At 46.2% G+C, this 12,835-nt stretch carries 13 protein-coding genes and 1 pseudogene; 2 read left to right on the top strand and 12 right to left on the bottom strand.

The annotated features are described in order from the left end of the window. Positions 1-72: 72 nt before the first annotated feature. The 12 genes and pseudogenes from K941_RS0102700 to K941_RS16320 all read right to left on the bottom strand — a co-directional run bounded on the left by K941_RS0102700 (position 73) and on the right by K941_RS16320 (position 11,613). Positions 73-1,293 (bottom strand): capsule biosynthesis protein, encoded by a 1,221-nt coding sequence (locus K941_RS0102700; protein ID WP_029102401.1) that lies wholly within the window; start codon positions 1,291-1,293, stop codon positions 73-75. 110 nt (positions 1,294-1,403) lie between these two features. After that, entirely contained in the window at positions 1,404-3,611 is a 2,208-nt protein-coding gene (locus K941_RS14530; RefSeq protein WP_167539581.1) for a capsular polysaccharide biosynthesis protein, read from the bottom strand. Positions 3,612-3,619: 8 nt separating this feature from the next. Beyond that, positions 3,620-5,326: a polysaccharide biosynthesis/export family protein gene (locus K941_RS0102690; protein WP_029102400.1), complete on the bottom strand. Its 1,707-nt coding sequence runs from the start codon at positions 5,324-5,326 to the stop codon at positions 3,620-3,622. A 16-nt stretch (positions 5,327-5,342) separates the two neighbouring features. Continuing rightward, a complete protein-coding gene (locus K941_RS0102685; RefSeq protein WP_029102399.1) occupies positions 5,343-6,452 on the bottom strand; it encodes a capsule biosynthesis protein in 1,110 nt (369 codons plus the stop codon). After that, complete coding sequence (locus K941_RS0102680; protein WP_029102398.1) at positions 6,430-7,101, bottom strand: ABC transporter ATP-binding protein; 672 nt, start codon at positions 7,099-7,101, stop codon at positions 6,430-6,432. Before K941_RS0102680 ends, K941_RS0102685 begins: the two co-directional genes overlap by 23 nt. A 9-nt stretch (positions 7,102-7,110) precedes the next feature. Beyond that, a complete protein-coding gene (locus K941_RS0102675; RefSeq protein WP_029102397.1) occupies positions 7,111-7,923 on the bottom strand; it encodes an ABC transporter permease in 813 nt (270 codons plus the stop codon). Positions 7,924-8,116: 193 nt separating this feature from the next. After that, positions 8,117-8,845, bottom strand: a complete 729-nt coding sequence (tatC, locus tag K941_RS0102670; protein WP_036387338.1) for a twin-arginine translocase subunit TatC — start codon at positions 8,843-8,845, stop codon at positions 8,117-8,119. 32 nt (positions 8,846-8,877) lie between these two features. Further along, positions 8,878-9,402: a Sec-independent protein translocase subunit TatA/TatB gene (locus K941_RS0102665; protein WP_029102395.1), complete on the bottom strand. Its 525-nt coding sequence runs from the start codon at positions 9,400-9,402 to the stop codon at positions 8,878-8,880. 6 nt (positions 9,403-9,408) lie between these two features. Further along, positions 9,409-9,630, bottom strand: a complete 222-nt coding sequence (tatA, locus tag K941_RS0102660) for a Sec-independent protein translocase subunit TatA (protein WP_029102394.1) — start codon at positions 9,628-9,630, stop codon at positions 9,409-9,411. Between the two features lie 64 nt (positions 9,631-9,694). Then, positions 9,695-10,483 (bottom strand): bifunctional phosphoribosyl-AMP cyclohydrolase/phosphoribosyl-ATP diphosphatase HisIE, encoded by a 789-nt coding sequence (gene hisIE, locus K941_RS0102655; protein ID WP_029102393.1) that lies wholly within the window; start codon positions 10,481-10,483, stop codon positions 9,695-9,697. A gap of 69 nt (positions 10,484-10,552) precedes the next feature. Further along, positions 10,553-11,235: pseudogene (locus tag K941_RS17685) on the bottom strand (Lnb N-terminal periplasmic domain-containing protein). Positions 11,236-11,295: 60 nt separating this feature from the next. Continuing rightward, positions 11,296-11,613, bottom strand: coding sequence for a hypothetical protein (locus tag K941_RS16320; protein WP_051225821.1), 318 nt, complete (start codon positions 11,611-11,613; stop codon positions 11,296-11,298). A 76-nt stretch (positions 11,614-11,689) separates the two neighbouring features. Here K941_RS16320 and K941_RS0102645 point away from each other — a divergent pair, with 76 nt between their 5' ends. Together K941_RS0102645 and rpmI are read left to right on the top strand one after the other, a co-directional pair. After that, a complete protein-coding gene (locus tag K941_RS0102645) occupies positions 11,690-12,508 on the top strand; it encodes a YwqG family protein (RefSeq protein ID WP_029102392.1) in 819 nt (272 codons plus the stop codon). A 121-nt stretch (positions 12,509-12,629) separates the two neighbouring features. Further along, a complete protein-coding gene (gene rpmI, locus K941_RS0102640) occupies positions 12,630-12,827 on the top strand; it encodes a 50S ribosomal protein L35 (protein WP_029102391.1) in 198 nt (65 codons plus the stop codon). The last annotated feature ends 8 nt before the right edge of the window (positions 12,828-12,835 follow it).

The following is a 12,835-nucleotide window of genomic DNA, read 5'->3' as shown; positions in this document are numbered from 1 at the left end:
AAAAAAATGCCTATAAAAATTCATCACGGCGTGATAAATGATAAATATGGTGGTTATGAAAAGGGGTTGGGCTTATTTGGTTGTTATCGTATCCTGTGCCAAACTTTGGTAAAAGCCCGACAGCTCCCACGGGGCTTTGCCATAAAATGAGCCGTTCAACTGCGTCTGCTCGATGAGATATTCCCTAAATTTTAGATAAAAATCACGGTCAGGGGCGGTCGGATTTACCCAAAACTCATCCAAAGGCTTTTGGTCAGTCAGTCCCGCCACATCATACAAGGCACGCCCCATGATTTTGGTGGGTTTTTGATGATATACCGACTGCAATGCGGTGGTGCTGTTTACCGTAATCATGCCAATGCTTGCCTTCATCAGGCTCGGCAAGTGCATGTCGCAGCCATAAAATACCCTGCCCTGCACCCCAAGCTCATCACCGAGCTTGGCAATCATGCGAGTATAGTCACGATGTCCACGGTCTAAGGGATGATGTTTAAACAGCAGACTTGTGCCACTGGGGGCATGCTTGGCAAAACTTATCATGACTTCGCTGATAAAATCACGCACGTCCTGATAATCACTGTGATGACTAATTTGTGAGTCGTTATGCACCTGCAAACTAACGAGATAGAAGTTTTTTTGCCCAACCAGTCGCTCTTGCAAACGTTTGTCCGAATGATAACGGGTAAACTTACGCACAGGGGCTTTGACCCACGACCACGCTTCCGCCCATAGGGACAAGCCCCGATAATGCTCATAATGCGGATATCGCCACTGCCCTACAAACACCGCCACATAATACACCATGCTCGCCACACACAGCCGATAAAAACGGTTGTCGGTAAATTCTGGCTTATCATTTGCCCGTTGCAGGGTATCAATGAGTGTTGAGTCTAGTCGTGAATAGCCGTTAATGCCGTGCTCTTCTAGGGTGATATAATCAGGTCGCAGATAACCCTCTTCAAAGACAAAAAAGGCAACCCCCAACCGCTTGCACACCTGCCGTGCAATCTCATGATAAGGGCGACAGTCGTTAAAACAAACCACCGCTTTTAGCTGTTTGTCATCAATGAGTTTGGTTAAAAATTCATCAAACTCACTTTGACGCCCCCGAAAATTACTCATCTTGTCCTTATGGCAATAAAAAAGAGCATCGCCTGCATTAAAATTAACCTTATGCACTCGCTTGCCCTCACTCATCAAAAATGTGGCAAAACGACAAAAAAACGTCCCCATTTTGCCTTGCAGTAGCAAAATGTCATCATGAGATAGCAGGCGTTTTAATATTAGCGACATGGACAATGAAACAAGTAAAAAGATGATAAAAACTAACAAATGAAAATAAAAACTGATTAAAATACAAACAGTTGGCTGACGTATTTTATCATAGTTTTTATACAATTTTTTTACCGTATGATGATTTTGCGTAATTGCATGGCGGTGGTTTTGACGTTTTGGGTCAGTCGTTTGGCAAGACTTGGCTTGGCAGTATGAGCTTGACTGTACAAATACTCGATGACTTGCTCAGGCGTGGCAAGTCCTATTCCATGCGGTAGATGATACATGGGATAGCTAATAAGCGTGCCATAGATGAGTCCATCTAGGGTCAAGGCGGGTAGATTGGGGCGGGTGCGTCTGTTTAAGGCATTGATTTTGGGGGTGTTATCGGACTCAACCACATCATCGGTCAGCCCAAAACCTGCATAAAACGGCAAGCCATAGCACACCACCTTTTTATCTCGCAACAGGGCTTCAAACCCTGTCAAAGAGCTTATCGTATGCACCACATCGCACACATCTAAGCAGTCGGGCATGGCAACATCGTGGGCGATGATGTCCACCAAATAATGATTATCCGCCTTGCCGACCCGTAGCCCTGCTTCCACATCGGGGTGCGGTTTATAGATAATCACATCATCAGGGAAATCGGCTCGCACCCTTGCCAGAAGCTCGCTGTTTTTTTTAATCACGCTCGTACACGTCTGTACGGACGCATCGTCTTCGACTTGCCCCACCACAAGGCGAATGGGGCGGTTTGATTTTAAACTGTTGATTTGTTTGAGAAAATCATGGTTTTTGGTGGGGACGTTGTATTTACTCACTCGTTTGGTTAAAAGCAGTTCATGCAAGCCTTTGGCACGCTGTATCTCGTCATCAGTTAGGCAAATACTGTTTAAAATCTGCTCCAAACGGCTCGGGGCGGTCGCATCAAAATAAATCCCCACATCGTCCATGACCACCGACAACGGGGCGATGAGCGTTGCCCCCAAGCCATTTGAACGGATAAAGCCGTCTTCCATGCACCAAATGACAGGATTTGTCATGCCACGTTTGGCAAGCTTGTCTTTTAACAGGCGTTTGGATTTTTGCCCCCATACGACATAATCGGTAGTATTAGATAAAGCGTTAAATACTTTACTGTCGGCACGTTTGGCACGTTTTTCATTGATGCCATATGGCAAAAAAAACCACCATTTGGTTTTGGGTTTAATGGTTAAATTTACCTTATCAAACCCCAAAAATCCCCGCACAAATGGCACTTTCCAGCAACTAAAATCATAAACAAGCAGTTCACGACCAAGCCGATTTTGCCAATCACGGCTGGCGATGAGATAATCCATGACCGTCTCAATGTCGCACGCTCGTCCTGTGGCAGGATTGGCATAATGGCTATACCGCACATAACTGGCATAAAAAAGCTGATTAAGGCTCGCTTTTGTGATATTTAGCGTTTGATAATGGCGGATAAGGTTTTGATACATAGATGTATTTTTGACAAAATCATCATCGGTCAAGCCAAAGCCAGCGTACCAGTTTACGCCAAAATTATGCACTGTTTTGCCAAGCATTAACGCCTCAAAGCCCATGTGCGAGCTGACCGTATAGACCGCACAGGCTTGACGGATAAGGGCAATAGGGTTGCAGGGCGTATCTAAATAAAACGGCGTGGCGATGTCGGTCGGGGTAAAATAGCCCTTACCAGCAGGGTGTGCCTTTATCCAGATATTAGCATCAGGATAACGCTCTTTGGCGTGGGCGAGCATAGCAAAAAAGCTGTCCACAGTCGCCCCTGCTCCTGTGATAGACGCATCATTTGCCACTTGGTCGATGATGATGATGTGGGGCTTGTCGTTATTTGCCAAAATCGATAAATTGGGGGCGTGCGTGGTGGCGTTGTATTTGGAGAGCTTGTTATCAATGATCTTGTTAATAAGCTGTTGGGCGTGGCGTTCTTGGTCATGATTCCAGTTTGCCAACGTTTCGCTGATAAGCTGTTGCAAACGGTTGGGGGCAGTCAAATCAAAATAAACCCCCAAATCATCAACAATAAAACTCCCCCCAACACTATCCACGCCACTATCCAAAGAACGCAAAAAACCGTCTTCAAGGGTGATGAGTGGCAGTCCATGCGTGCGAGCAAATTGTAGTGATTTTGTATAACTCGATTTGAAACGAAAATATAATCCACCAAACCCAACTGTTTTACCATAAAAAGGTTTTCGACCCCATGCTAGCACGGCTTGGGCAGTTTTGTCTTTATAAACAATGTCCGCCCCAAGTGCCACGCCAAGTAAGGGATTATTTTTAATAATCCCTTGTGTGGCACAAGACAAACGCACCATCAGAGTTTGACAATCACGCCTGTCGCCACGGCAAGCTGATAGATGACCTGTGCAATGCCACGAGCGATTTCCACTTTGCGAGTTTTGACTTTTGGCAAGACCATAATCTCATCGCCCTCTTGAATGCGATAGGCGGTATTAACGACACTGGTTTCGCCGTTTTGATGCATGACCAAAATCTCTTCGCTGTCGGCATTGTCATCAAATCCGCCTGACTTGGCGATGTAATCGCCCACCGTCAAATCGGCATTAAAGGTCAATGCCCCTTGGTTACGCACTTGACCATTTACGGTGATGACAGATGTTTGGGCAGGGATATGAATGATGTCGCCCTGCTCCAAGATGATGTCCTGCCATGAGTTTGGCACGACCACCACACGCCCTGTCGGCTCAATACGGCGAGCCTTATTGATGAACTGCTCCACCAGTTTGGCATCCTCAGAGCGTAGCTGGGCTTCTTCTCGGGTTGTGGACTGGGTAACCAGTGTCATCTCTTCTAGGCGGTCTAAGGCTCTATTAATAGACGCTTTTTGGCTTGCCTTGACCGACTCACGGTAAATCGTCAAGTTATTGACATTGGCAAGGCTAGACGGTTCAAGCTGTGCAATCACGTCTTTTAATCTTGCCCCATAAGGCAATACCACCGCCCCATTGCCCTTATGAGCCCCCGTGACTTGCACCGCTATCGTCCCTGCATGACGGTCGGAGGTGACCACGAGCGTGTCGCCATTTTGAACAGGGATGTTTTGTGCTTCATTTAGAGCATAGTATTCTGCCGTCTTGGCTTTGCCTGAGGCTCTTGTGATACTGACGTTGGTCGCATCTGGCAGGGGACCCGCAACAGCGAGCACGTCTGAGATGGTCAAGTCATTGACCCCAAACTCAAAGATATATTCATTTTGTACTCGACCTGAGATGGCAAAGGTCTGTTTTTGGGGAGCGACATTAATCACATCCCCATCTCTGAACGAAAATGGCGACAAACGCCCCATGATAAGAAAATCATACAAGTTAATTTGTTGGACAACCTGACCGCCACGCAGGATTTGCACATCAATATAACTGCCACGCTTAGGGTCCACGCCCCCTGCACGGTCTAGGTAGGATAAGACACTATCGGCTGCCAATCCGCCATAGTATCCTGGTTGATTGACAAAGCCCGTGACAAACACTTTGACGGGTTGGGCTTGCTCCAAAGACGCATACACGCCCACATTAGAGCGGTAAATCCGTCCTATCGCCGACTGTACTACACTTTGCAATTGTCCATTTTGCACGCCTGCAATGCGTACCGGTCCGACATTTGGCAAAAAGATATTACCCTGTGGGTCAACGGTCATCGTGGCGGCATACTGATACGCCCCCCACATCCTCACTTGCACGTTATCGCCGACATTGATGACATAACTGTCATTAAAGGTGGAGCCTGACGTGGTAGAGAACGCCCCACGAAAGAGCTGTTCACCAAAAATACGCACGTCTGTTTTGACATTTTGGATGACGGGACTATTGTTAATGATGGCATTGGTCGGCATACTTGCCATTGCCACCGCTTCGGCAGTGGTTGCCTCTGACGGCACGCCCGTACCATTGACCACGCCTGCCAGTCTGCCTGTATTATTGCCCGTGGCAAAATTGGTATTGGCAAAGGCGGTATGCGTCAAAACCAAAGCAATGACCAAAGGGGTTTTTATCAATTTTTTCATTGTTTTTCCTATGCAATCACTTGGCGTGGTCTTTGATGACCGCCAGTACCAATACGATAAAACCATACAAGATGAGTAGTAGCACAAGCGACGTTCCTAGCACATAGCCCACACGGGGGTATAAGGCATCTTCTGCCCGATAAGGGGAGGTGATGACCACCAAGTTTTTCATCTTACGCATGACCTCCACCCGAGAACTCTCTAAGGACGTCAAGGCGATTTTATAAAGCTCACTGGCAAACTCCGCCTCTGCTTTTAGGGTTTCAAATTCCACCGTTTTGGCGTTAAGCTTGGCATCTCGTGGGGAGGTAAGTTTGGCTTGTTCATCTTTGATTTGCTTTTCTACCGAACGTATCTGACTACGCAGGCTCACCACTTGCGGAGCTTCTGGATTAAGATAGCTGAGCAGTTGACGCTCTTCGGTACGCAATGAGCTTAGCTGTCCTTGCAAGGTGCCGATGACTTGATTGACCACTTGGGCATTGACTTGCGGGTCAAAAATCTCATTTTGGTTTTGGTAGTCAATCACCGCCTTTTTGGCGTCATTGAGCTTTTGCTCGGCATCAGCAGCTTGGGCGGCGACAAAGACAAGCTGTTCATTTGCCACATCTTTTGAGATGTTATTGACAAATTTCTCAGATTCACGCAAGATGGCTTGGTTGAGCTTTAAGGCATATTCTGGCTCAAAGCCCTCTGTTGTTACCGTAAGTACATGACTTAGCTCGTCAAGCGACACCGACACACGTTTTTTAAAGTACTCTCTTAGCTCTTCTTGGGTAGCATCACTTGGGATTTCATTGATAAAGTCCGCCCCATTAACATGATAGGCTTCACGAAACTTAAATTCTGCATCCAGCTTATCTATCATGTCATTAGACAGAATATATTTGGTCAAATATAGAGCATCTTCACGGTTGGTGTTATTAACCCCAAGCAGTGATGAGATGCCCGTGGCGGATATGCCCTGCTCGGAGACTTGCTTGATGACCACATCCGATGTACTGACGTAGCGTGGGTGAGCCAATACGAGTGTATAAGCACTGATGGCAATCCACGGCAAAATCACCACCAAGATAAACAAGATGATGGCTGAGCGATTACGCTTATTTTTTAGCTTTGTGAACATGTTCGTTATACACCTCAATGGCTTCTTTGGGGTCGTCAAAGACTTTGGCGGTCTGCTCCATCAGCACAATGCCAATGTCACAATTTTTCTCGATGTCTTTTAGGTTATGCGACACCATCAAAAATCCTGCCTGCTTACGGCGAGCTTCCAATATCTCTTCGCTACGTTTACGAAACGCCGCATCACCGACCGCACCCACTTCATCTAACATATAATAATCAAAATCAAAGGCAAGCGACAGCCCAAAGGTCAGCCGTGAACGCATGCCCGATGAGTAGCTTTTGACTGGCATGTCGAAGTATTTACCAATATCAGCAAACTCTTCAACAAAGCGAATCTTCTCATCGATATAATCACCACTTGAATACAAACGGCACACAAAACGCACGTTTTGTCTGCCTGTCAGACTGCCCTGAAAGCCCCCTGCCACGCCCACCGGCCAACTGATGGTACTATCAGTAACCACCTCGCCTTTATCGGGGGTATCTAGCCCACAGATGATGCGTAGCAAGGTTGATTTGCCCGCCCCGTTTCGCCCAAGCAGTCCTACCGACTGCTTATCGGCAATGGTCAAATTCAAATCCTTAAAAAGATAGTGCCGACCGTGTGGGGTCATAAAGGATTTGGTAATGTTTTTAATCTCAATCATCTCTTATCATCATTTGGCACGAATCAAATCACGCTCAAAGGCTTTATACAATAGCAGTCCCAAAAAATTCACACACACCGTCCATTTGGCAAAATACCACATGTCCACATGATAAATCGGATATGTCGGCGACAGCGAGTGCCTTATCATCTCTAAGTTATGAATAAATGGGTTGTACATCAGATAACTCAAATACGGCTCAGGTATCATATGCACCGAATAAATCACCCCAGAGGCAAAGTATAGCACCGTGAAAATAATGCTAATAATCTTACTTAGCTCACCCCCATAATGCCCCACAATCATGAGTATCATGGCAAGCCCAAAGGCAAAAAAGAACATCATCAGCCAACAAAACAGCACCATATCCAAATGCTCGGTACTAAACCCAATGCCAAAAAAGGCAAGCCCACACAACAAGATGACAAAGGTCATAAAATAAATCACCAGCTCCAAAAACGAGCGAGCGATAATCACATCAATATGCCGTACCGCCCGATACATGAGCAATCCAGCATTGGCAGAGACCGCTCCTAGTGAGCGAGTGGCGATTTTTTGCATCATAAAAAACGGCGTAAACCCTGCCACCAAAAACAGCATATAATCCATGCCAGGCAAGGCACGTTTCATGATGGCTCCAAAGATAATCATCATAATCGCCATTTGCAAAATGACTTCTAAGGGAGCCCACAGATAACCCAAACGATAACTGCCAAAACGGGTCTGTAACTCACGCATAAGCAGGGCATGAAACGCCGCACCCATGACGGCCAGTCCACTGCGTTTTTTTATCGGTCGGTATGGGGGTAGCTCAATGGACATGACAGGTGCCAAATTAGACAAATTTAAAAGAGATAAAAATTTTTGGCATTGTAGCATAAACCATTAAAAATTACCAAAAAACTGTTTGTTTTGCCAAATAGGTCAAAAATAATCACAAAAAAGACGTGATAAACACGCCTTTTATTCTTAATTTAGCTAAGATAAATAAGCTTGGGCAAATTACACTTTATCCCTACGCCCCATTATCAGCAATCTGTTTATCAGACTTCACAATCATTCTTGCCACAACAAGCCCCAATTCAAACAAAATACACATGGGAATGGCAAGCATGAGCATACTTGCTCCGTCAGGCGGTGTGATGATTGCCGAGACAAAAAAACAGCCCACGATGATGTATCGGCGTTTGTCGGCGAGCCATTTAGGCGTTACAATACGCATGAGTACCAGTAGCATGGTCGCCACAGGTATCTCAAACATGAGTCCAAACACCAAAAACAGCTTAATGACAAAATCCAAATAACTCTCAATGTCGGTCATCGGCAGGACGTTGTCAGGGGCGAACAAGACAAGAAATTTTAGGGCAGGCACCAACACCACAAAATACGCAAACGCCATGCCCACATAAAACAGGACAATGGCGGACAATAGTAGTGGCAGAGCCGCCCGTTTTTCGTGCTTATATAGAGCAGGCGAGACAAAACCCCAAATCTGAGCGATGATAAATGGCACGCAGATGAACAACGCCACAAAAAACGCCAGTTTTATCGGGGCTAAAAAGCCAGAAGCCACTTGGGTGGCGATGATGCTGGCGTTATGGGGTAGCAGAGCGACAAGCGGACTTGAAATCAGGTCATACAAGGGACGGCTAACATACATGAGCGGTAAAAACACGACAAGCACCGCCACCGCCATGCGAATAAAACGTGTTCTGAGCTCGGCAAAATGTGCCATGAGTGGCATATCGCCATCTGCGGTCTGTTTATCTAACTCGCTCACACGTCCCCCTGATATAAGAGTTTGTCGGCTTTATAATTGGGTAAAAATGGCGTGGGGGGCAGACGGCGTTTTTTGTCATAATCGCCCAATAAAAAAAAGCGATAAGTCAAAGGCAGGGTATCGTATTGGGGGGTATTTGCTTGGGGATTTTCACTGTCTGTGTCAGTGTTTTGATCGTCTTGTTTAGTGTCTTGAATTTCTTGCCAATTCTCCAAAATCGCACTTTGGTTGGTGCGTGCCATTTGGTCAGTTTGGCGGATCTTGGCTTGAAGCTCCTGCATTTGGGCTTTCATCTTGGTTTCGGACGCACGAATCTCATCAATCTCCGCTTTCAGGGTGTTTTGCACTTCGGTGAGTTCAAGCTCGCTGACCAGCTCACTTTGTAGGCGTGCCGACATACGGCGAAAATTACCGTACCATTTGCCAAGCGTGCGTGCGGTGATGATGAGTTTTTCAGGGCCTAAGATGATGAGTGCAATGACCCCAAACAGCCCAAGCTCAAATAAGCCCAGATTAAACATAGCCTATCAGACCGTCTCGTCTTTTTTAATCTTAATCTCTTCTACTTTGATGTTTTGGGTGTCATCGGTTTGGGTGAGTTTGGGCTTGTCTTCTTCTTTGACCGCATCTTTAAAGCCTTTGACAGCAGAGCCTAAGTCCTTGCCTGCATTTTTAAGTTTGCTTGTGCCAAACACGATGACCACCACCACCAATAAAATCAGCCAATGTGTGATAGAAAATCCACCCATGATATTACCCTTTTCAATTTTAAAAAATTAGTATAACATAAAATTTTGACAAAATGATGAAATTTTACCCTTTTGGCGTGCGTGCATTTTTCTCATCAATGCCCGACAGCCCAAACCGTCTTGCCAATTCGGTCAATACATCATCGCCCGACAACCCCAACTGGTGCAAGGCGACAAGGCTATGAAACCACATATCCGCCACTTCATAGATCACGTCCGCTTTGGTGTGTTCGTCATTGTCGCCTGTGGCACGCACCAGCTGTAATTCTTTGGCGGAGATAATCGCTTCGGTCGTCTCTTCGCCCACTTTTTCTAGGATTTTGTTCAGCCCTTTATGGTATAGGCTTGCCACATAAGAGCTGTCTTTGTCGGCGGTTTTTCGCTCATCCAAGATACGGTCAAGCTCGCTGATTACTTTGCCATTATCTGGCTTAATCGACGTATGCGGTGCGTCCACTTTTACCGTATCGCCATAGATTTGACTGGGATCTATAATGACCTTATCCACCGCCACCCAATCAAGGCTCGCCACGTCTAATTTTTCAAAAAAACAGCTCGTCCGCCCCGTGTGGCACGCAATCCCCCCAATCTGCGTGATGATAAGCACAATCACATCTCTATCGCAATCGGTGCGAATCTCATGGACGATTTGAGTGTGTCCGCTTGTCTCGCCCTTATGCCACAGCTTGCCACGAGAGCGACTAAAATACACCGCCTGCCCCGTCTGTACCGTCATCGCTAGGGCTTCACGGTTTTGCCATGCCATCATAAGTATCCGCCCTGTCTTATGGTCTTGGGCAATGGCAGGAATGAGTCCGTCTGCGTTAAAATTTAGGGTATCAAGATAGCTCATCATCGTCTCCTTTTGGGGTATTTTATCATAAATTTATCACAAAATCCGCCAATCATGCTAGGGTACGCCCTAATCAGATTTTGGCAAACCCCGCCTGATAAGTTTTGAAAACTCACGACTTTCCATGTCCGTTTTTTGCAAATGCTCGACATAAGGATTGGCGTGTGCCATGGCTCGCCACTGCCCCACCGTGTAGCTTGCATCAATCGCCCGCTCATCGTGCAGATATTCTGGCAACAGTCCTGCAAGTAGCGCCCGATAATCCACAGGTATCCGCTCAATCTCCCCCATCATATCAAAAATCAACGTAGTGCAATTACTAATCAGCGTATTATACCAACAGGCTTCGTGGTTTAGGCTCTCGCCTTTTTGTAAATAAAGCAAAAACAGCTCACGCACGCTTTCTTTTGATAAATTGACAGGATAAATGTACACATCTTCGCCACGCACGTTGGTGCGAGAGTATATCAAATCCTTCTCATCGCCCACGACAAGCCCAAGCTCAAACTGGCGAAAAAATCCCCAATCGCCGAAAAGCCCTCATGCGACTCTTTACGAATTTCAATAGAAAAGCTTAATTTTTCGCCATCGTTAAAGCCAAAACTTGCCATCGTGTGTACGATTTTATCCAAGCCCCAATCGGAGATGATAAGCTCAAAAGTTTCTAGCTCTTGTAGGTTATACTGGCAAGTTTCCCAATTTACATCATATTTGTCCTTATCATACCAAATGCGGTTATTTTTTGCGTCCATGCCAAAACACCACCCAAGACCCACGCCAAAGCAGATAAGGTACACCGCCAAATCCGTCCGTCATCTAAAAATCGCCCGAGTGATAAAAAAGCCCGTTAAACTCATTGCCAAACACACCCAAAACACCATAAAAACTTGCGTACCCAGCTCGCCAAAGGGCTTATGCACCCACAGTGCCATCAGTAGCCAAAAACTGCTCACCCCCACAAACAGCGTAAAGGCAATGGATATGAGCCAAACAAAAGCACGGGTAACAAAAAAGCGGGCGATAAATCGCTGAACGGCAGGGGGCAGAGCCTTGATAAGGGCGTTTTTTTGGGGAGTTGGTCGGTCATAATTTTGGCGGATAAAAGGGCTATTATAAAGCAAATGCCACATAAAATCACTTGCTATTGCCCCCACCGCCCAAACGTGTCATAATATCCATTGACACCACCACAATTAAGGATGCCCCATGACCCTACCCCAAGCCTTTGCCCCATTTGCCAATGAAATTTTTGCATCCATGCGTCCGTCCGTTCGCTTGACGTTATCTACCGACCCTGCCACGCCTTTTGATAGCAAGGTTGGCGGTACGCCTTATCTGCCAAAAGACCACAGTTATCCGACAGGCACGGACGGCAAGCCCATGGCGTTTTTGGCACAGATTAACTTTGGGCAAATGCCTGCCTTGCCTGATTTTCCAACATCGGGCATGTTGCAATTTTTTATCGCCAATAATGATGATTGTTTTGGCATTAACTTTGATGACCTAACCGACCGCACAGGCTACAAACTCATCTACCACGCCCATGTGCTTGACGACATCAACGCCCTACAAACAGACATCAGCATTGACACTGATGAATACGCCCTGCCATTTCCCACAGGACACTCTTATCGCATTGGTTTTGATGAAGTCATGCCCCAAGCTGTTACCGCCTTTGATTTTAAATTTGATGAAACCGTGCCAAATCTTGCTCAATTTTTAAACGACAAAGCCGACCAAGGCAACTACAATTGGGAGTTACACAGCGAGTACGACTCATGGACACAAGCCGAGTCGCACCGTGTGGGCGGTTATCCGTTTTTTACCCAAGATGACGTGCGTGGCTGGGAGCATGGCGAGCCACTGTCTGATTATGTGCTACTGTTTCAGTTAGCTAGCGAATATGGCGATGAAGGCGTGGAGCTAATGTGGGGCGATTGTGGCGTGGGAAATTTCTTTATCCACCCTGATGATTTGGCAAATTTGCGTTTTGATAAGGCGTTTTTTACCTTTGATTGTTGCTAAGTATTGCAATCCACCCAAAAACCCTTTATAATATATGTCCCACCTTCCGCTATTTATTTTTAAATAAATTGGCAAAAAGGTTCATCGGTTGGTCTGCCAACCTTTAATAAAGAGGCTAGTTATGAAAGTAAAACTAAAAACCAAACGTGGTGCGGCAAAGCGTTTTAAAAAAACCGCCAACGGCTTTAAACGCAAACAAGCGTTCAAACGCCACATTTTGACCAAAAAATCTCCTAAGCGTATCCGCCAATTGCGTGGTTGCGTCATGGTTCACGTCGCTGACGTTCCATCAATCCGCCGTATGTGCCCATACATTTAATATCTAGG

Source organism: Moraxella caprae DSM 19149 (assembly GCF_000426885.1).
Lineage (GTDB): Bacteria > Pseudomonadota > Gammaproteobacteria > Pseudomonadales > Moraxellaceae > Moraxella > Moraxella caprae.
This window is presented reverse-complemented; position numbering and strand designations above follow the sequence as displayed.